Raw genomic sequence first — 19,715 nt, 5'->3', positions numbered from 1 at the left:
TTATGTCGGCGCCGGCACGGTAGCAAAAAATCCGCGCCGGCGGCGCTTCTTGTTAACCTTGCGGCAATCCAATCGCCAGCGCCGCCCATGCTCAGCCTGTACCACGCCCCCGACCTGGAAACCCTCGGCCTGTTGGCCTGCCGGCTGCTCGCCCAGCCGCAGGCGGACGTGCTGGCGCCGGCGCGGGTGGTGGTACCGAGCCAGGGCATCGGTCGCTGGCTGACCCTGCAGCTGGCGCGCGAGCAGGGCATCGCCATGCACCTGGAGGTGCAGCTGCCGTCCAGCTTCGTCTGGGGCCTGGCGCGCCAGGTGCTCGGCGCCCTGCCGGAGCAGTCCGCGTTCAACCCGCAGGCGATGACCTGGCGCCTGTACGACTGGCTGTGCGAGCCGACCAACCTGGCCCGTGCCGAACGCCTGCAGCGTTACCTGGAAGGTGGCGACGAGCGCCGCCGCCTGGCCCTGGCGGCGAAGATCGCCGACGTGTTCGACCAGTACCTGCTCTATCGCGACGACTGGCTGGCCGCCTGGGAACGCGGCGAGCTGTGCGACCTGGGTGCGGACGAAAGCTGGCAGGCGCTGCTGTGGCAGGAGCTGACCCGCGATGGCCACCCGCACCGCGCGCGCCTGCTCGGCGAGCTGCTGGCGCGCCTGCATGCCGCCACGCCCATCGACGGAATGCCCGAGCGCCTGCTGGTGTTCGGCATCAGCTCGCTGCCGCCGCACCACCTGCGGGTGTTGGAGGGGCTGGCGCGGCACACCGACGTGGTGATCTTCGCCCTCAACCCCTGCCGCGAGGCCTGGGGCGAGATTCGCGACGTGCGCGAGCTGGCCCAGTCCGAGGTCAGCCCGGACGACTGGTATCTCGACGTCGGCCACCCGCTGCTGGCCAGCCTGGGCAAGCAGGGCCGCGACTTCTTCGACAGCTTGCTCGGGCAGATCGCCGAGGAGAACGGCATCTACCCGCAGGACGCGGAGCTTACCGACGACAGCCTGCTGCACGCCCTGCAGCAGGACATCCTGCGCCTGCGCACCCGCACCCCGGATGAGCGCCTGGCCCTGCGCGACGACGACCGCTCGCTGGAGCTGCACATCGCCCACTCGCCGCTGCGAGAGGTGGAGATCCTGCATGACCAGCTGCTGGCGCGCTTCGCCGCCGACCCGCGGCTGAGCCCCGATCAGGTGGTGGTGCTGACTCCGGATATCGAGCGCTACGCGCCCTACATAGAAGCCGTGTTCGCCCGTCGCGAAGGCGCGCCGCATATTCCCTTCAGCCTGGCCGACCGCAGCCTGCGCGCCGAGACCCCGCTGATCGAGGCCTTCCTCGGCCTGCTCAGCCTGCCCGAGAGCCGCTTCGCCGCCGAGGAGATCCTCGCCTGGCTGGAACAGCCGGCCATCGCCCGCCGCGCCGGCATCGAACCTGAAGACCTGCCGCTGCTGCGCGACTGGCTGCACCAGGCCGGCGTGCGCTGGGGCCGCGACGCTGGTCATCGTGCCGCCCTCGATTTGCCCGCCGATGACGCCTTCACCTGGCGCCAGGGCCTGGACCGCCTGCTGCTGGGCTTCGCCGCACCGCCGCAACTGGCCGGCGACGGCGTGCCGCTGCTCGGCGACAGCCTGCCGCTGGATGCCCTGGAAGGTGCGCGTGGTCAGCTGCTCGGTCGCCTGTGTGCCTTCGTCGAACTGCTCGCCGGCCTGGCCGAACGCCTGCAGCGTGACCGTCCGCTGGCCGACTGGGCGCTGGACCTGCAGGGCCTGATCGACGTGCTGTTCGACGAACGCGAATCCGGCGACACCCTGCTCCTGCTCAGCCAGGCCTGTGCTGCACTGGGCCGGCAGGCTCTGGATGCCGGCATCGAGCGCCCGCTGCAACTGGCGCTGGTGCGCCAGCAGCTCGGCGCGGCGCTGGAGAGCGGCAGCGGCGCCTCGGGCTTCCTCACCGGCGCGGTGACCTTCTGCACCATGGTGCCGATGCGCAGCCTGCCGTTCCGCCTGGTCTGCCTGCTCGGCCTGGACGACGGCGCCCTGCCCCGGCGCACGCCGGTGGCCGGCTTCGACCTGATCGCCAGGCGCCCGCGCCGCGGCGACCGGGCGCGGCGCCTGGACGACCGCTACCTGTTCCTCGAAACCCTGCTCAGCGCCCGCGATGGCCTGTACCTGAGCTACGTCGGCCGCGACCCGCGCGACAACGCCGAGCTGCCACCCTCGGTGCTGGTCAGCGAGCTGCTGGAGACGGTGGATCTCACCGCGACCCGGGGCGAGAGCAAGGCCAGTGCGCGCATCACCATCGACCATCCGCTGCAGCCGTTCGCTCCCGGCAACTTCGCGGCCGCCAGCGCGCGCCAGGGCTTCGCCCCCGCCTGGTTCCGCGCCGCTCGGCGTCTGGCTGAGGCGCCGCTGCTGACGCCGCCAGCCTTTATCGAGCGGCTGCCCGAACCGGGGGAGGACTGGCTCACGATAGAGCCGAGCCAGCTGCTGCAGTGCTTCCGCCATCCGGCGCGCTTCCTCCTGGAGCAGCGCCTGGGTCTGCGCCTGGCCGATGCCGACGAGGCCATCGCCGCCGACGAACCCTTCGCCCTCGAAGGTCCGGCCCGTCGTGGCCTGCGCCAGCTGGCCCTGCAGGCGGTGGAGCGTGGCTGGTCCGAGGAGCAGGAGCGGCGCATCGCCCGCGCCGCCGGCTGGTTGCCGCCCGGCGAGCTGGGCCACGCCCTGTGGGGCAAGCAGCGCGGCCCGGTGCGCGCCTTCGCCCCGCGCCTGTTCGAGGCACGCCCGGAGGAGACGCCGCAGCCGCTGCTGGTGGATATCGAACTGGCCGGCGTGCGCGTGCACGGCTGGCTGGACGGCGTGACCAGCCACGGCCTGTTCGACTGGCGCCTGGCCGCCCCCGGTGCCTGGGACCTGCCCGGCTTCTGGCTGCGCCACCTGCTGCTCAACGTGTCCGCCACCACGGGCATCGCCCGCGAGAGCCTGCTGGTCTCGCCGGCCGGCGACTGGCAGCTCGGCCCGCTGGACAACCCCGAAGCACTGCTCGAACCTTGGCTGGTTGCCTACCGCAAGGCCCTGAGTGCGCCGCTGCCCTTTATCACCCGCAGCAGCTACGAGTTCGCCAAGGCCCTGTGTACGCCCAGCGCAAAGAGCCGCAAGGAGCCGCGTGACGCTGCCCGCGACAAGGCCGAGGCGGCCTGGCTCGGCGCCGAGTTCAGCCCCGTGCCCGGCGAGGCCCTCGACCCCTGGTACGCCCTGGCCTTCCGCGAGCGCGACCCGCTCGGCGAGCGCTTCGAGCAGCTCGCCGAGCGGCTGCTGGGCCCGGCGCTCAAGGCCCTGGCCAGTGGCGAGGAGGAGGCCGAATGAACGACCTGAACCTGCAGGATTCGTCCTTCGCCGGCCGCTCGCTGATAGAGGCCAGCGCCGGTACCGGCAAGACCTGGACCCTGACCGCGCTGTATGCCCGCCTACTGCTGGAGCAGCAGCTGAGCGTCGGGCAGATCCTGGTGGTCACCTACACCACCGCGGCCACCGCCGAGCTGCGCGAACGCATCCGCGCGCGCCTGGCCGAGCTGCTGGCGCTGTATGAAGGCGGCGAGAGCGGCGATGACTTCCTCAATGAGCTGCACCGCCGCCATCCCGGCGAGGCGGCGCGCCGCCGCCTGCTGCTGGCCGTGCACGGCTTCGACGAGGCGGCGATCTTCACTATCCACGGCTTCTGCCAGCGCGCCCTGCAGGACTCGGCCTTCGAGGCCGGTGGCGACTTCGATGCCGAGCTGACCCAGGACGACCGCGAGGTGCTCGACGGCCTGCTCGGCGATGCCTGGCGCCACGTGCTTGCCGAGGCCGACCCGGCCTGGGCGCGCTTCCTGGCCAGGGCCAGGATCACCCCCTCCACCCTGCGTCAGGCCCTGCGCAGCCACTTGGGCAAACCCTACCTGCGGGTGGAGCCGCGCGAGGCGGCCAGCGGCGCCGAGCTGAGCGCCGCCAGCGCCGCCTGGCAACGCGCCGCCGCACTGTGGCACGCCGCCGGCTACGGCTGGATCGAGACCCTGCGCGGGCACGGCGGCCTCAGCCAGACCACCCACAAGGTCGCCAAGCTGCCGCTGTGGTCGGCCGAGCTGGATGCCTACTTCGCCGACCCGGCGGCGCTGTTCGAGGCCCCGGACGGGCTGCTCAAGCTGGGCGCCATCGCCCTGGGCAAGGCCTGCAAGAAGGGCTTCGACGCGCCGCAGTGCGAGCTGGCCGAGGCGCTGGATGCGCTATCCGAGGCCCTGGCCTCCGCCGAGCCGGCGGGCCGGCAGAAACTGATCGCCCTGCAGGTCGAGCTGCTCGACCGGCTCAATGTCGAGCTGCCGCAACGCAAGGCGACCCAGCGCCTGCTGGCCTTCGACGACCTGCTCAACCGCCTGCACGAGGCGCTGCACGGGTCGGCCGGCGAGGACCTGGGCGCGCGCCTACGCGAGCAGTACCCGCTGGCGCTGATCGACGAATTCCAGGACACCGATCCGATCCAGTACGCCATCTTCGACCGCATCTATCCAAAAGCGGCGGGTGTAGCGAGCGGCTTGCCGGCTAGGAGGCTTTCGAGCGAAGGCCGAGACAGTACAGCGAGTACGGCGAGGTCTGAGAGAGAATCCGACAACGCTGGCGAGTCGCGCAGTAGCCCGCGTGGCGACCTCTGTTTTGTCGGTGACCCCAAGCAAGCCATCTATGCCTTCCGTGGCGCCGACCTGGCCACCTACCTCAAGGCGCGGGATGCGGCCGAGCGGCAGTACGACCTGCCCTTCAACTACCGTTCCACCCCCGAGCTGATCGCCGCGCTCAACCGCCTGTTCGCCCGTCCGCAGCCGTTCGCCGAAGAGGGGCTGAACTACCCGCCGGTCAGCGCCGGCAAGAAGGCGCGGGCGCAGCTGGTGCTGCCCGAGCAGGACGGCGGTGCGCCGCTGGGCCTGGTCTGGCTCGGCGACGAGGGGCTGAACAAGGCGCGCGCCGGCGAGCTGGCCGCCACCGATACGGCGCGCAGGATTGCCGCGCTGCTCGCCGCCAGTGCGCAAGGTGATGCCTATTTCGCCGAGGACGGCGACAGGCAGCCGCTGAAGGGTGGCCATATCGCCGTGCTGGTCAGCAACCACCGCGAGGCCGCCAGCGTCGCCGCCGAGCTGGCGGCCCGTGGCGTGCCCAGCGTGCGCCGTGGCCGCGACAGCGTCTGGCACAGCGAGGAGGCCGGCGAGCTGGCGGCGGTGCTGGCCGCCTATGCCGAGCCGGGGCGCGAAGGCGTGCTGCGCTACGCCCTGGCCACCCGCCTGCTGGGCCGCGACGCCGCGCAGATCGCCCGCTGTCAGGACGACGAACGCGCCTGGGACGAGGAGCGCGCCGCCGCCGAGCAGTATCACCAGCTGTGGCAGCAGCACGGCTTCATGCGCGTCTTTAGAGCGTGGTTGGATCAGGAGCGGGTGGCCGAGCGCCTGCTGGCCGGTATCGACGGCGAGCGGCGGCTGACCAATCTGCTGCACCTGGCCGAGCTGCTGCAGGCCGAGAGCCTGCAGCGTCCCGGGCTGGAGGCGTTGCTCGCCTGGTTCGACGGCCAGCGCGGCAGCGAGGGCGCCGGCGAGGATGCGCTGCTGCGCCTGGAGAGCGATGCCGAGCGGGTGCAGATCGTCACCATCCACACCTCCAAGGGCCTGGAATATCCATTGGTGTTCTGTCCCTTCCTGTGGGACGGCCGCCTGCTCGGCCAGCACACCGACAGCGCGCGCTGCCACGACGAACACGGCCAGCCGCTGCTCGACCTGGGCAGCGCGCGCCTGGACGAACGCCTGCAGGCGGCGCGCCGCGAGAGCTTCGCCGAGAAGCTGCGCCTGACCTATGTGGCCCTGACCCGCGCCCGCGATCGCCTGTGGCTGCACTGGGGGCCGGCCGCCATGCCCAAGCCGAAGAAGGATGGCTCGCTGCCCGACGAGGGCCTGCACAGCAGCGCCCTGGCCTGGCTGCTGCACGGCCGCAAGCTGCCCGGCGCCGATGCGCTGGGCGAACTGGCGGCGCACCTTGCCGGCCGTGATGGGCTGGCACTGGCCGCCGAGCTGGATGCGCTGGCGCAGGGCAGCGACGGTCTGATCGCCCGCCTGCCGCTGCTGCTGGAAGAAACCAGCGCCGCCGGCGAGAGCCGCGCCGAGCCGCCGCAGGCCCTGCAGGGCTTCGCTCGCAGCCTGCACAGCGCCTGGCGCATCGGTAGCTTCTCGGGATTGGCGGCGGGCATGCACATGGAGGCACCGGATCGCGACCACCTGGCCATGCCCGCCGCCAGCGAACCCGGCGCCGGCTTCTTCGCCTTCCCCCGTGGCGCCCGCGCCGGTACCTGCCTGCACGCCATCCTCGAAGACTGGATGCGCGGCAAGGGCAGCCTTGAGCAGCTGGTGCCGGCCGCCCTGCAGGATCACGGCATCGATGCCGCGACCTGGGCCGAGACCGCCACCGCGCAGCTGCAGCGCGTGCTGGACTGCGACCTGGACGGCCAAGGTCTGCGCCTGGCCGCCCTCGACCCGACCCGCCGCCTGCCCGAGCTGGGCTTCACCTTCCCGGTCGAACGCCTGGACGTGGAGCGTTTGCGCGCGCTGCTCGCCGACCCGGCGTACGGCCTGCCGTCAGCCATGCGCCAGGCCGCCGAGCGCCTGCAGTTCGACGAGCTGCAGGGCTTCCTCAAGGGTTTCATCGATCTGACCTTCGAGCACGACGGGCGCTGGTACATCCTCGACTACAAGTCCAACTGGCTCGGCCCGACCGCCGAGCACTACGGCACCGAGCGCCTGGAGCAGGCCATCGCCGGCGAGCACTACCACCTGCAATACCTGATCTACCTGGTGGCGCTGCGCCGCTTCCTGCGCACGCGCCTGGCCGGCTTCACCCATGCGCAGCTGGGTGGCGCCTTCTACCTGTTCCTGCGCGGCATGCCGGAGGCCGGGGTGTACTTCTCCCGGCCGGACGATGCTCTGCTGGATGCGCTGGATACATTGTTCGCGGAGGTGCAGTGATGCGCTCAGGCAGTAGCCCGGATGCAGCCCAGGTACCGGCCTTCCCGGATTGCACCCGGGCTACGTCCGCCATGGAAGCGTCGAGCAACCACCCCCTCTCCCCCTGGGAGAGGGTTGGGGTGAGGGAGCTCCCCCGATGAGCCTCGCCGACCTGCCCCTCGGCCCGCTGGAGCGCGCACTGCTGGCCAGCCTGCAGCGCCTGGAGCCGCAGGCCGATGACGCCGTGCTCGCCTGCGCCGCCCTGTGCAGCGAGGCCCTGGCCGGCGGCGACGTGTGCCTGCCGCTGGCGCGGGTCGCCGGTCAGCGTCCCTGGCCAGAATTCGATTTCGTCCTGCCGCCGCTGGTCGAGCTGCGCACCCGCCTGCAGGGCTCCGCGCTGGTCGCCGGGCCTGGTGCATTCGCCCCGCTGATCCTGGAGGGCGAGCGCCTGTACCTGGCACGCTACCAGGCCTACGAGCAGCAACTCGCCGCACAGCTGCTGGCCCGTGCCGCCGACCGTCCCGAGGTGGATGAGGCGCGGCTGGCCGAGAGCCTGGCGCGGCTGTTCGCCTTCAACCAGCAACAACCGGACTGGCAGCGCCTGGCCGCCGCCCAGGCGGTACGTCGGCGCCTGGCGGTGATATCCGGCGGCCCAGGCACCGGCAAGACCACCACCGTGGTGCGCCTGCTGGCGGCTCTGCTTGAGCAGCCCGGCGGCGACAGGCTGGCCATAGGGCTGGCCGCGCCGACCGGCAAGGCCGCGGCGCGCATGGCCGAGGCGATCCGCAATGCCAAGGCCGACCTGCCCCTGGCCGACGAACTCAAGACGCTGCTGCCGGAAGAGGCGCGCACCCTGCATCGCCTGCTCGGCAGCCGCGGCGACAGCCCGGCGGTGCGCCATGATGCGGCGCGGCCTTTGGCGCTGGATGTGCTGGTGGTAGACGAGGCGTCCATGGTCGATCTGGCGCTGATGGCCAAGCTGGTCGCCGCGCTGCCGCCGCAGGCGCGCTTGATCCTGCTCGGTGACAAGGACCAGCTGGCGGCGGTGGAGGCCGGCGCGGTGTTCGCCGAGCTGTGCGAGGGCCGTGGCTTTGACGCCGCGGCCGCCGCCGAACTGCAACGCATCACCGGCCAGGCCGTGCCGGTCGAGACGCCGCGCTCTGCGCTGGGCGACGCCGTGGTGCTGCTCACCCACAGCCACCGCTTCGCCGGTGACAGCGGCATCGGCGAGCTGGCGCGGCGAATCAATGGCGGCGATGCCGCCGGCACCCTCAACCTGCTTCGCGAAGGCCGCGCCGACCTGGCCTGGCAGGCCGAGCCGAGCCAACCGGCGTTGCTGGAGCGCCTGGAACAGGGCTATCGCCCCTACCTGCAGGCCGCGCGCAAGGGCGATCCGGCCGAGGCCTTCGCCGCCTTCAACGCCTTCCGTGCCCTCACCGCCCAGCGCGAAGGCCCCTGGGGCGTCAGCGGCATCAACGAGGCACTGGAGGCGCGGATCAAGCGCCGCTACTCGCTGGCCGAGCGCGAGCGCTGGTACCCCGGCCGCGCGGTGATGGTGCGGCAGAACGACTACGCGCTAGGCCTGTTCAACGGCGATATCGGCATCTGCCTGGCCAGCGAGTACGGCCTGCGCGTCTATTTCGAAGGTGAAGACGGCTTCCGCGCCTTCGCCCCGGCGCGCCTGCCCAGCCACGACAGCGCCTTCGCCATGACCGTGCACAAGAGCCAGGGTTCGGAGTTCAGCGAAGTGCTGCTGGCCCTGCCGGAAAGCCCCAGCTCCCTGCTGACCCGCGCACTGTTCTACACCGGCATCACCCGTGCCAAGCACAAGGTCGAAATCTGGGGCCTGCCGGCGCGCCTGAGCGAGGCGGTGAACGGCAAGGCGGAGCGGGCGGCGGGGTTGGCGCAGCGGTTGGGCTACGACAACTCCCAGGAGTTACCTGGCGAGGCTACGCCGGTCGTAGCCCTTGGTCAGATGGATTTGTTCTAGGTACGAGCATGAAGAAGTTCTTTCTGGCCCTCTGGTGGTGGTTCGTCCTGATCATGGGCTCGCTCGCTGCGTACATGCTTTATCGAAAGCCGTTCAGCCTGACTCCGTACCTGGTGTTGGCCGGCACGGCCTTCTTCGCGCTCTGTACCTTCAAGTTGATCCAGGAGGGTTATCGCCCATGGGGCCTTCTGGGAGAGAGCAGGACAGGATTCTGGCTATCCCTGCTGCTGTTGCCGCTGACACTGCTTCCGCTGCTCAGCGCCTATGAAGTGTGGCAACAGGGTATCTACATCGCGGATGAGTCACGCAGCCATCGCCTGTTTAACGTGTTGCTGACGTGGGGGCTGGAGCTCCTGCAGAAGCTGTTCGGTCACTGGGGCCCGATCGTCGCCATGGTGCTGACGACGCTTTGCATGAGCTCGATTCTGCTGTCCGTGATGGGCACCTATCGACGTTGAGGCGGAAACGAAAACGGGGCCGTTCGGCCCCGTTCTTTTGTTCACACTGCCGGCTTATTCGCCCGGCATGTCCTTGCGCAGCTTGACCGGGTCTTCCTTGCGTCCGCGCAGCACGCGCATGCGGATGTTCAGCGCTTCCACGGCCAGGGAGAAGGCCATGGCGAAGTAGACGTAGCCCTTCGGCACGTGGACTTCGAAGCTCTCGGCGATCAGTACGGTACCGACCACGACCAGGAAGGCCAGGGCCAGCATCTTCAGCGACGGGTGCTTGTCGATGAAGTCGCTGATGGTGCCGGCGGCCAGCATCATCACCAGCACGGCGACGATGATCGCGGCGACCATCACCGGCACGTGGGAGACCATGCCGACGGCGGTGATCACCGAGTCCAGGCTGAACACGATGTCGATGATGGCGATCTGGATGATGGTGCCGATGAAGTTGCGCGCGGCGCCGCTGGACTGCTGCTCGGCTTCGTCCTCGCCTTCCAGGCTGTGGTACATCTCGGTGGTGCTCTTCCACAGCAGGAACAGGCCGCCGAAGAACAGGATCAGGTCACGCCCGGAGATGCCCTGGCCGAACAGCTCGAACAGGTCGCTGGTCAGGCGCATGATCCAGGTGATCGACAGCAGCAGGCCGATACGGGTGACCATCGCCAGCGCCAGGCCGAAGAAGCGCGTGCGCGCCTGCATGTGCGGGGGCATGCGACCGACCAGGATGGCGATCATGATGATGTTGTCGATGCCGAGGACGATTTCCAGGGCCGTCAGGGTGAGAAAGGCAACCCAGATCTCCGGGTTGGTCAGCCATTCCATTATCGATTCCTTTGTACGGGGTAAGCGAAGGCCACGCGGGGCGGCGTGATTCTATCCGGCTTTGCGTGAAAATGCCGTCGGCTCAGCCGCCGAACAGCGGGAACACGCCGAGCAGCAACGCCGCCACCAGTATGGCCAGGCAGATCAGCACTGCCCACTTGAGGGTGAAGCGCTGGTGGTCGCCGAACTCGATCTTGGCCAGGCCCACCAGCAGGTAGGTCGAGGGTACCAGCGGGCTGAGCAGGTGCACCGGCTGGCCGACGATCGACGCGCGGGCCATCTCCACCGGGCTGATGCCGTAATGGCCGGCGGCCTCGGCCAGCACCGGCAGCACGCCGTAGTAGAAGGCGTCGTTGGACATGAAGAAGGTGAAGGGCATGCTCACCAGGGCGGTGATCACCGCCAAATACGGGCCGAGCGCCTCGGGAATCACCGCCAGCAGGCTCTTGGACATGGCCTCGACCATGCCGGTGCCGGACAGGATGCCGGTGAAGATGCCGGCGGCGAAGATCAGCCCGACCACCGCCAGCACGTTGCCGGCATGGGCGGCGACGCGCTCCTTCTGCTGCTGCAGGCAGGGGTAGTTGATGATCATGGCGATGCTGAAGGCGATCATGAACAGCACCGGCAGCGGCAGCAGGCCGGCGATCAGGGTCGCCATCAACACGGCGGTCAGCGCGCCGTTGATCCACAGCAGCTTGGGCCGACGCGCCTCCGGGTACTGCGAGACGCTGATCTCGGCGTGGTTGTCTTGCTCGTCCGGCAGGTGCAGCACGCCGAGGCGCGCGCGCTCGCGCTTGCCATAGACCCAGGCGACGCCGAACAGGGCGATGCAGCCGGCGATCATGGCCGGGATCATCGGCACGAAGATGTCCGACGGGTCGACGTGCAGGGCGCTGGCGGCGCGGGCGGTGGGGCCGCCCCAGGGGGTCATGTTCATGATCCCGCCGGCGAGGATGATCAGCCCGGCCATGATCAGCGGGCTCATGCCCAGCCGGCTGTACAGCGGCAGCATGGCGGCGACGCAGATCATGTAGGTGGTGGCGCCGTCGCCGTCGAGGGAGACGATCAGCGCCAGCGCGGCGGTGCCCATCGATACCTTCAGCGGGTCGCCCTTGACCAGGCGCAGGATGGCGCGCACGGCCGGGTCGAACAGGCCGGAGTCGATCATCAGGGCGAAGTAGAGGATGGCGAACATCAGCATCACCCCGGTCGGGGCGAGCTTGCCGATGCCCTCGAGCATCATCGGGCCGATGCCGGCGGCGAAACCGCCGATCAGGGCGAAGCTGATGGGCACGATGATCAGCGCGATCAGGGCGGACAGGCGTTTGCTCATGATCAGGTACATGAAGGTCATGACCATGGCGAAGCCGAGGAAAGTCAGCATGGCTATCTCCGGGCGGGCGCACGGCGGCGTCGCGGCGAGGCCACGGGCAGGCGGTGGCGAGGCATGGCGGGCACCCATCTTGTTGTTGTCGGGCCATCGGTCCGGGGACGACGGTGGGCGGATGCTAGGCGGCGAAGCTTTCAGGCAGCTTTCGGCGTGCTAGCGTGGCGATGAAGGGGCTTTGCGGAGGGTGTCATGAGCGAACTGCACCACGGTGGCTGCCATTGCGGGCAGCTGCGCTACAGCATCCGCGCGCCGCTGCGCGACATCGCCCACTGCCACTGCTCGGTGTGCCGGCGCACCAGCGGCGGCATAGTGGTCACCTGGCTGACGGTGCCGCGCGACAGCTTCCAGTGGACCCGCGGCAGCCCGGCGGCCTATGCCTCATCAGCCAGCTGCACGCGCTACTTCTGCGGGCGCTGCGGCTGCCAGCTGAGCCTGTTCACCGATCGCAGCCCGGACAGCCTGGACCTGACGGTCGCCAGCCTCGACCAGCCCGAGCTGGCGCCGGCCGATCGGCATATCTGGGTGACCAGCCGCCTGCCCTGGCTGCATCTGGACGAGCAGTTGCCCGAGGAAGATGAAGAACAGCTCTAGGCGGTTTGCTACGGCAGGACCAGGCCGCCGCTGGCCTTGTGCAGCGTGCGCAGGTGTTGGCCGAGCTGCTCCAGGTTGGCCTCGCCGGCCTCGATCTCGGCTAGCAGCTCGGGCTCCAGCAGGAGGCGGACTTCGCGGTCGAGATCGTCGCTGAGCTGGCGCAGCTTGAGCTGGCGCGCGCTGCTGGCGGCTTCCAGCTGCTGCCATTCGCCGGGCTGCGGCAGGCCGTAGCCGGCATCCAGCAGCTCCGCCGGACGGCTGAGGAAGCCGCTGTTGTCGAGGATCTGCCGCAGGGTGGCATCGGCCTCGGCGAAACGCCGTTCGCCGGGGTTGTCGCGGGCGCCCAGGTAGCGCTGCTTGAGCTGTTCCTGGGCCAGCAGCAACTGGCGACGCAGGGCGGCCTGTTCCAGCAGCAATAGCGCGGCGCTGGCGCGCAGGTCGGCCTTGGCGAACCAGCTGCGGCGCTGCTCGGGCGGCAGCGCCAGCCAGTCCTCCACCTCCTGCTGCGGCACCGCCAGGCGCTCGCGCAGGATCACGAACATGGCCTGGTAGCGGTCGCGGAACGAGTCGAAGCGATAGCCCAGGCGCAGCGCCTCGCGCGGGTCGGCCAGCACGCTGCGGTCGACCAGGCCACGGCTCTCCAGCAGATCGAGCAGGCCGTTGGGCATGATGCTGTCCAGCCCCTGCAGCTCGTTGCGCCCGGTACCGCCGCGCAGCAGCTTGAGGGTCTCCACCGCGCAGTTGTTGGAGAGGAACCAGTAGTCGCCGTCGTAGCTCCAGTGCTGTTCGGCGGCGCGCGCCACCAGTTGCTCGGTCTCCTCGCGCGACAGGCGCAGGGGGATCGAGGACAGACCGCGCAGCTCGACCTTGGTGTATTCCTCGATCACCTGGGCCAGCGGCAGGATGAACAGGCGCGAGGGGTAGGCGCCGGTCAGGCCGTCCCAGCTGGACAGCTGCACGTCGCCGACGAAGGCGCGGTAGGACAACACCAGGTGCTGGTCGAGGTCCAGGCGGCAGGCCGGGCCGCGCGGACGGCCAGGGGCGCACACCACCAGGCGCAGCATGCTGTGGCCCCAGCGGCTGGCCCACTGCTGGTTGGGTTCGGCGAGTAGGTAGTCCACCTCGTAGACCCGCTCCGGATCGAGCCGGCCCAGGGGCTGTCGGGCGAAGTCGCGGCCGGCGTTGAGGTAGGCATAGTCGGCGGCGCACTCGGCCTGTTGCGCCGGCTGCCAGGCGAAGTGCTGGCGCAGGTAGCGCTGCAGAGTGGGGCGGCGGCAGGCGTAGGTCGGGTCGAGCAGGAAGTACTCCATGTTCACCGCGACGAACTCGCGCGGATTACTCAGCTCGTAGGGATCGGGGCTGCGCGCCACCTGGCCGTTGTCCTGCTCGCGGGTGCCACGCTTGCCGACCTGTTGCTGCCAGCCCGCCAGGTCGAGCAACTGCGGATCGTCGCTGAGGCTAAAGCGCCGCTCGGTCTGCCCACGGCACAGGTCGCGCTGGCCTACCAGGCCGCTGCTGTCGAATTCGTTGCGGCAGCGCCACTGCTGCAGGCGCTCGCTGGCCGGCCAGAGGCGGGCGCGGTCGTACAGGTGTGTCAGTTCGTGCAGCACCGTGGCCAGCGCCTCGCGGCGCAGGCTGCCGTGGGCACGTCCGCTGCTGGCGTCGGCCAGCGTGGGGTCGAGCAGGCGCGGCAACAGTCGAGCGTTGAGGCTGAGGGCATCGAGGCGAGTGATGCGGCCGTAGACGTCGAACGGCAGATCAGCGGACCACTGCACTCGCACGTTGCGGTCCAGTCGCTGAACAAAGCTCGGTGGCAGCGCTGCCACGGCCTGGTCCAGCAGGGCCTGGCTGGCCTGGATCTCGGCGGAAGACAGGCCCTCCCGGTCCAGGTCCAGGCGCAGCTCGGCCTGAAGGCCGGCGCTGGCGCCGGCGAGCAGCAGCGCGACCAGCCAGCGCGCGGCGCGGGGAATCACAGGGCGAGAATGGCTTCGGCGAGCACCTGGTCATCGGCCTGGCGAGCTTCCGGCAGGCGCTCGCGCAGGGTGGCGAAGGCCGCTTCCAGTTGCGCGCCACGGATCTCGCCCTGACTGGCGACGAAGCTGGCGGCGTCATCACGGGCGGCGCGAACGACTTTCATGTCACGCACCGAGGTGGTGGTGTCGGAGGTGAAGTCGAAGCTGCGATCCAGCGCTCGCACGATGATGTTGCTGGTGGCGACCAGCGTCTGCGCCTGCGCGCTGGCTCCGAGGCAGAGGGTGGTGGCGAGAAGGACAGGGAATAGGCGGCGCATGGTGGCTCCAGGCAAGCGAAACGGATGGGATTGCCTATTGGACGAAATTCGGCAGCGCCAGTTCAAGCCTGCAGGCCTCGTGGCGCGAGGCGGATCACGCCGGCGCGCCCGAATCCGGGGTGCGGTAGTGCTGGCATGAAAACAGACCGCATAGTCAGATTCACTGCATGTGGGGCGCCAATGGTCTACATCTGCCATGAAAATGACCGGATTGTCCGGGAGCGCTTGCTTTGGCTCTAATTTGCTGATTGAGTGCGCGTTTATTTTTTATAAGAACAAGTTGTACCCGCATCCAGCAGGGATTGGGTGTGGCGTGGCGGACTCAAGATGATCATTCTCGTTGGATCAAAAATCGATCAATCCACAATCCAGGCGTCGTTGGGTAAGCCCGAGTACAGCTACTTCTTTTTGCTTAAAGAGTTTCTGCCGGCCCTGGAGCGAATCGGGCAGATCATTAGCGTAAGGCATGTTGATGAGGTGGATGCGCTTTACCGGGAACACAGCGCCAAGGGCGAGCGCGTGGTTTTTCTCAGCTTCAGTCCGCCCAACCAGACCCCGCTGGGGCTCGAGTGCCCAACCATCAGTGTGTTCGCCTGGGAGTTCGACTCCCTACCGACCCTGGAGGGTTGCGAGGGAACCGCTGACGAGTGGGGGCATGATCCTCGCAACGACTGGGGGTACGTGTTCGAGCGTATCTCGGGAGCCATCGCCACGAGTCTGGAGGCCGCCGAGCTGGTTCGCAACAGTTGCCCGGATGGAGCTCCGGTCATCGGGCTGCCTGCGCCGGTATGGGCTCGATATGCGGCTGTCGCTCCCGAGCAGGGCTGGCTGCCAGACAGGCAGCGGCGGCAGCTGAGCTTCGCGGGCGAGGTAATCGACAGCCGTCAGCTCAAGCTTGATCCCGAGAGCATCATCTATCGCAAGACGTCCGAGGCGGTTCGCCTCAGCAAGGCACTGCTGCGGGGCTGGTGGCATGAGGTGCGCTTGCCTAGGATTGGGCACGATTCATCTCGCGCTGGAGAAGCTCCTGCCAGTACCGGAGTCGTAGACCTGGATGGCGTCGTCTATGTCTCCGTTCTCAATCCCAACGACGGCCGCAAGAACTGGATCGACATGGTGTCGGCGTTCTGCTGGGCATTCCGAGAGGTGGAGGACGCCACCCTGGTGCTCAAGATGACGCACCACGATATCGAGCTGTACCGTGGCACTCTGCTCGTGCTGCTGACTCGGCTCCTGCCCTTCCGCTGCCGCGTTTTGGTGCTGCACGGGTTCCTCGAGGACGAGCAGTACCTGCAGCTGATTCGGGCAAGCACCTATTACGTGAATGCTTCTTCCGGCGAAGGCCTTTGCCTGCCGCTCATGGAGTTCCTGTGCAGCGGCAAGCCGTCGGTTGCACCGACCCATACCGCCATGGCCGATTATCTGAGCCCCGATTTCTCTTTCCCTGTCGCCACGAGTCTCGAGCCATGGTGCTGGCCGCATGATCCCAAGGGCATGCTGCTGACCCACAGCCACCGCCTGAACTGGCACTCGCTGATGCAGGCCTATCGCGCCAGCTACGCGGTGGCTGGGGATGCCGAGCGATATCGGGGGATGTCGTGTGCAGCGCTTGAGCGCATGAGCCGCTTCTGTTCCCTGGAGAGAGTGAGCGCTGAGCTGGCGGGCTTCTTCGACCGTGTTGCCGGCACGCATGGTGTCGAGCGGGAGGCGCGGGGATGAGGTTCCTGGTCTATTCCGAGGTGAACTCTGAAAACATTGCTCAGAGCCTCGGGCTGTCCGAGTACAGCTACTACTTCGTGCTCAAGGAGTTCCTGCCGGTACTGCGTGAGCTGGGTGAGGTCAGCGTGGTAAAGGACCCGCGGGAAGTGGACCCTCTCTACGCCAAGGCGCGCCGCGAGGGCGCCCCTTGCGTGTTTCTTTCCTTCACTCCGCCGCACAAGACGCCCTTGGGGCTCAAGTGTCCGACCGTGCCGGTACTCGCCTGGGAGTTCGACACCATCCCGAGCGAGCACTGGTCGGGAGATCCTCGTCAGGACTGGCGATATGCCTTGCGCCAATGCGGTCGGGCCATCACTCATTCGGGGATGACGTTGGCGGCCATACGAGCCGAAATGGGTAGCGACTATTCGGTGGTTTCGGCGCCAGCGCCGGTCTGGGACAAGTACTCTCCCTTGCGCCAGAGGCTCGCTGCCGAAGGGCGCCGCGATCGCTCGGTGATCACCGTCAGATCTGGTGTGCTGCTGGATACCGCAGCTATGTCCCTGGCTGCGCATATTCCGATTGCAGCGGCAGCCGTAGCCAAGGCGCGTGAGCAGGAGGCGCTGAATCGAAAAGCGGATGTTCTTCCGGTTTCGCGGGAGCAGTCGCTGCTACGCATCACCTATCGCTACGGCGTGGAGTGGTATCGGCTGGTTGGCAGCGACCTGTTGGCAGGGTGGCTGACCAGGACGAGGTGCAGGTTGCTTGGACGACCGCTGCCTGAGGCGGAAGCTCCACCGGTGGAGCCGTTGCCCGAGCAATGGCGGCCGCGCGAGCAACGCCTGGAGCTCTCCGGGGTGGTCTTCACGGCCCTGTTCAACCCCTACGACGGCCGCAAGAACTGGGAAGACATGCTCACTGCCTTCTGCGAGGCGTTCCGCGATAGTCCCGACGCGACCCTGGTGTTCAAGTTCGGCAGCAGCGAATACCGCTCCGCGATGGAGGAGATGCTGGTCTACATGGCGCGCCTGCCAAGGTTCTCCTGCCGCGTGGTGCTGTTGCACGGATTCCTCGATGGCGCGGATTTCGATGCCCTGATCGAGGCTACGCACTTTGTGGTCAATGCCTCGTACGGAGAGGGGCAGTGCCTACCGCTGATGGAATTCCTGTCCTGCGGCCGGCCTGCTGTCGCCCCTCGCAACTCGGCGATGCTCGACTACATCGATTCCGAGGTTGCCTTCGTAGTCGAGGGTTGGCCGGATGCGACGGCGTGGGCCCATGATCCGCGCAAGTCCTATCGGACCTGCCGGCAGAAGATCAACTGGGAGTCACTGGTGCGGGCCTATCGGGATGCCTACCGTTGCTGCAAACTCGAGCCTGAGCGCTACGCAGCCATGTCGGAGGCAGCGGTGGGGAGGATGCAGCGGCATTGCTCGCGGGATACTGCAGCGCGGCAATTGCGTGAGCTCTTCAGTATGGGCGAGGTTGCCAAGGCATGAGCGATATGTCTGCTGGCCGTCGTATCGGTGATATCGAGGTTCTGCGTGCGATAGCCGTGCTGTTCGTGGTTTTCCAGCACTTGCCAGACCTGTTCCCTTGGACCTTGCCGAGCTTGAGCCACCTGCAGGCGTTCATCGGCGGCTCCTTCGGTGTCGACCTCTTCTTCGCCGTTTCCGGCTTCGTCATCGCTCGCGATCTGGTGCCGAGACTGCTCGGCGCTGCCGATGGCCATGCGGCCCGGCGCATCATGCTGAGCTTTTGGGTACGGCGCATGTGGCGGCTCTGGCCGGCTGCCTGGCTATGGCTCGGCCTTATCCTGCTGGCATCCGTGGCATTCAACGCGAGCGGGGCATTCGGCAGCTTCTCCGCGAATCTGTGGGGAACCCTGGCTGGGGTCTTCCAGTACGCCAACGTGCGGTTCGCGGAAAACTTCATGGTACGCGAGATGGGTGCCAGCTACGTCTATTGGAGTCTGTCGTTGGAAGAGCAGTTCTACCTGCTCTTTCCGTTCCTAATCCTGCTGTTCAAGCGCCAGCTATGGTGTTTCCTGCTGGCCGTCGCGGTGGTGCAGTTGTGTCTGCCGAGGAACCTTTACTTGATGATGTTCCGCACCGATGCCCTTGCTCTCGGCATTCTCATCGCGCTCTGGTCCAGCCGGCAATCCTGGCAGGGCTGGAGCCGGCCGTTCGCAGCGCTGCGAGAGCCGGGGCGACTGCTACTGATGGTAGCGGCTGTCGGTGCCATGGCTGTCGCTAGCGGGCATGATTTCTTCAACAGCTACAGCTTTCTGGTGATTGCTCCCATCTCTGCCCTGCTGGTCTGGATGGCGGCATACGACGCCGATTTCGTTTTGCGTAGCGGCCCTCTGAAGAGTCTCCTGATGTGGGTGGGCAGTCGCTCCTATGCCATCTACCTGATCCACGTGCCGGCCTACTTTGCCGTTCGAGAACTGTTCTTCCGCCTGGGCTTGGCCACCTCGCCCAGTCTGCCCCTGCTATTCGCCTACCTGCTAAGCGGAATGTTCCTGTTGTTCCTACTGGCGGAGCTCAATTATCGATTTGTAGAAGTGCCGCTACGCCGCTACGGCGTAGCATTCAGTGCTCGCTTCATTGCCGCGCCTGCGCAGGATGCCGGCAAGCAGTCAGGGCCCGTAGAAATCATTTCCAGAGCTTAATCATGCTGAAGACTATCAAGCGTCTGCTGTCCCCATCGCCTACACCTGCCGAGCCGGAGGTGCCCGTCGAGCACTCGACGCTGGTCGATGCTCAGTTGAGCGGCTGGTTTCGCAACGAGAGTGGAGAGCTGTTCGAGGGCTTTCCGATTCGCGCTGAAGACTCGGTGCTCGACATCGGCTGTGGCGATGGTGCTTTCACCCAGTTCTGCGCGAACCAGGGCGCCGAGATAATCTGTGCGGATATCGATGGAGCCAAGATCGCTGCCCTCGAAGCCAGGCTCAAGTCGTCGGCTGCCCGCGCCGTCATTCCGCTTGTGACCGATGCCGATCCCATTCCGCTGGAGGATGGGCGAGTTAACAAAATTGTTGCAATGGAAGTACTAGAGCACGTCGCCGACCCGGCCAAGTTCATGAGTGAGCTGGTACGGGTGGCCAAGCCGGGCTGCCAGTTTCTGCTGACGGTTCCTGATCCGTTGGCCGAGAGCGTGCAGAAGCCGCTTGCGCCCGCGTCTTACTTCGAGCACCCCAACCATATCCGAATCTTTGAGCGTGACGATTTCGAACAGCTGGTTCTTGATGCCGGTCTCGTGATCGAGCGGAAGACAAGCTATGGCTTCTTCTGGTCGATGTGGTGGTTCTTCTTCTGGAGCTGCAAGCAGGACCTGTCGGAGCCTTGGCATCCGCTGCTGCGTAGCTGGGGGAACACTTGGAGCACGCTGCTTTCCATGCCCGACGGCCTGCGCGTCAAGAAGGCGCTGGATGAGGCCATGCCGAAGAGCCAGGCGATCATCGCCCGCAAGCCCAGCGAATAGGCGG

13 protein-coding genes are annotated in these 19,715 nt (G+C 67.6%); 9 read left to right on the top strand and 4 right to left on the bottom strand.

From position 1 onward, the window contains the following. Positions 1 to 87: 87 nt before the first annotated feature. From recC to OH686_RS11795, 4 genes are all read left to right on the top strand, one after another. Complete coding sequence (recC, locus tag OH686_RS11810) at positions 88 to 3,348, top strand: exodeoxyribonuclease V subunit gamma (RefSeq protein ID WP_289532782.1); 3,261 nt, start codon at positions 88 to 90, stop codon at positions 3,346 to 3,348. Further along, positions 3,345 to 7,013 (top strand): UvrD-helicase domain-containing protein, encoded by a 3,669-nt coding sequence (locus OH686_RS11805; RefSeq protein ID WP_289532781.1) that lies wholly within the window; start codon positions 3,345 to 3,347, stop codon positions 7,011 to 7,013. Before recC ends, OH686_RS11805 begins: the two co-directional genes overlap by 4 nt. Before the next feature lie 136 nt (positions 7,014 to 7,149). Then, positions 7,150 to 8,982: an exodeoxyribonuclease V subunit alpha gene (gene recD / locus OH686_RS11800; protein WP_289532779.1), complete on the top strand. Its 1,833-nt coding sequence runs from the start codon at positions 7,150 to 7,152 to the stop codon at positions 8,980 to 8,982. A gap of 8 nt (positions 8,983 to 8,990) precedes the next feature. Then, positions 8,991 to 9,440, top strand: coding sequence for a hypothetical protein (locus OH686_RS11795; protein WP_289532778.1), 450 nt, complete (start codon positions 8,991 to 8,993; stop codon positions 9,438 to 9,440). A 54-nt stretch (positions 9,441 to 9,494) separates the two neighbouring features. Here OH686_RS11795 and OH686_RS11790 read toward each other — a convergent pair whose 3' ends face one another. Beyond that, positions 9,495 to 10,253 (bottom strand): TerC family protein, encoded by a 759-nt coding sequence (locus OH686_RS11790; protein ID WP_289532776.1) that lies wholly within the window; start codon positions 10,251 to 10,253, stop codon positions 9,495 to 9,497. A gap of 82 nt (positions 10,254 to 10,335) precedes the next feature. Further along, the gene (locus OH686_RS11785) at positions 10,336 to 11,640 is read right to left on the bottom strand and encodes a CitMHS family transporter (RefSeq protein WP_289532774.1); all 1,305 of its coding nucleotides are present in this window, start codon (positions 11,638 to 11,640) and stop codon (positions 10,336 to 10,338) included. A 195-nt stretch (positions 11,641 to 11,835) separates the two neighbouring features. Between OH686_RS11785 and OH686_RS11780 the strand changes: the two genes are divergently transcribed. Beyond that, positions 11,836 to 12,237 carry a GFA family protein gene (locus tag OH686_RS11780; protein WP_289532772.1) on the top strand — a complete coding sequence of 134 codons (402 nt, stop codon included), beginning with the start codon at positions 11,836 to 11,838 and terminating at the stop codon, positions 12,235 to 12,237. Positions 12,238 to 12,245: 8 nt separating this feature from the next. On the opposite strand, the gene OH686_RS11775 is transcribed toward OH686_RS11780, so the two are convergent. Together OH686_RS11775 and OH686_RS11770 are read right to left on the bottom strand one after the other, a co-directional pair. Further along, a complete protein-coding gene (locus tag OH686_RS11775) occupies positions 12,246 to 14,207 on the bottom strand; it encodes a DUF7844 domain-containing protein (RefSeq protein ID WP_289538938.1) in 1,962 nt (653 codons plus the stop codon). Then, positions 14,207 to 14,527: a DUF2388 domain-containing protein gene (locus OH686_RS11770; RefSeq protein ID WP_289532771.1), complete on the bottom strand. Its 321-nt coding sequence runs from the start codon at positions 14,525 to 14,527 to the stop codon at positions 14,207 to 14,209. The genes OH686_RS11775 and OH686_RS11770 overlap by 1 nt, the downstream gene beginning before the upstream one ends. Positions 14,528 to 14,854: 327 nt before the next feature. Between OH686_RS11770 and OH686_RS11765 the strand changes: the two genes are divergently transcribed. Genes OH686_RS11765 through OH686_RS11750 form a run of 4 tightly spaced genes read left to right on the top strand, consistent with a single transcriptional unit; the run spans position 14,855 to position 19,711 of the window. Beyond that, entirely contained in the window at positions 14,855 to 16,246 is a 1,392-nt protein-coding gene (locus OH686_RS11765) for a glycosyltransferase (RefSeq protein ID WP_289532770.1), read from the top strand. After that, positions 16,243 to 17,724 carry a glycosyltransferase gene (locus OH686_RS11760; RefSeq protein ID WP_289532768.1) on the top strand — a complete coding sequence of 494 codons (1,482 nt, stop codon included), beginning with the start codon at positions 16,243 to 16,245 and terminating at the stop codon, positions 17,722 to 17,724. The genes OH686_RS11765 and OH686_RS11760 overlap by 4 nt, the downstream gene beginning before the upstream one ends. Before the next feature lie 5 nt (positions 17,725 to 17,729). Beyond that, complete coding sequence (locus OH686_RS11755; protein WP_502942809.1) at positions 17,730 to 18,899, top strand: acyltransferase family protein; 1,170 nt, start codon at positions 17,730 to 17,732, stop codon at positions 18,897 to 18,899. 2 nt (positions 18,900 to 18,901) lie between these two features. Beyond that, a complete protein-coding gene (locus OH686_RS11750; protein WP_289532764.1) occupies positions 18,902 to 19,711 on the top strand; it encodes a class I SAM-dependent methyltransferase in 810 nt (269 codons plus the stop codon). Positions 19,712 to 19,715 lie beyond the last annotated feature (4 nt).

Origin of the sequence: Pseudomonas sp. SO81 (assembly GCF_030374125.1) — a bacterium.
Lineage (GTDB): Bacteria > Pseudomonadota > Gammaproteobacteria > Pseudomonadales > Pseudomonadaceae > Aquipseudomonas.
This window is presented reverse-complemented; position numbering and strand designations above follow the sequence as displayed.

Bases quoted from the DNA above. Each gene is read 5' to 3' on its own strand.
- OH686_RS11785 (WP_289532774.1), bottom strand. From the start codon at position 11,640: ATGCTGACTTTCCTCGGCTTCGCCATGGTCATGACCTTCATGTACCTG.
- OH686_RS11805 (WP_289532781.1), top strand. From the start codon at position 3,345: ATGAACGACCTGAACCTGCAGGATTCGTCCTTCGCCGGCCGCTCGCTG.
- OH686_RS11770 (WP_289532771.1), bottom strand. From the start codon at position 14,527: ATGCGCCGCCTATTCCCTGTCCTTCTCGCCACCACCCTCTGCCTCGGA.
- recD (WP_289532779.1), top strand. From the start codon at position 7,150: ATGAGCCTCGCCGACCTGCCCCTCGGCCCGCTGGAGCGCGCACTGCTG.
- OH686_RS11780 (WP_289532772.1), top strand. From the start codon at position 11,836: ATGAGCGAACTGCACCACGGTGGCTGCCATTGCGGGCAGCTGCGCTAC.
- OH686_RS11755 (WP_502942809.1), top strand. From the start codon at position 17,730: ATGTCTGCTGGCCGTCGTATCGGTGATATCGAGGTTCTGCGTGCGATA.
- OH686_RS11760 (WP_289532768.1), top strand. From the start codon at position 16,243: ATGAGGTTCCTGGTCTATTCCGAGGTGAACTCTGAAAACATTGCTCAG.
- OH686_RS11790 (WP_289532776.1), bottom strand. From the start codon at position 10,253: ATGGAATGGCTGACCAACCCGGAGATCTGGGTTGCCTTTCTCACCCTG.
- OH686_RS11750 (WP_289532764.1), top strand. From the start codon at position 18,902: ATGCTGAAGACTATCAAGCGTCTGCTGTCCCCATCGCCTACACCTGCC.
- recC (WP_289532782.1), top strand. From the start codon at position 88: ATGCTCAGCCTGTACCACGCCCCCGACCTGGAAACCCTCGGCCTGTTG.
- OH686_RS11765 (WP_289532770.1), top strand. From the start codon at position 14,855: ATGATCATTCTCGTTGGATCAAAAATCGATCAATCCACAATCCAGGCG.
- OH686_RS11795 (WP_289532778.1), top strand. From the start codon at position 8,991: ATGAAGAAGTTCTTTCTGGCCCTCTGGTGGTGGTTCGTCCTGATCATG.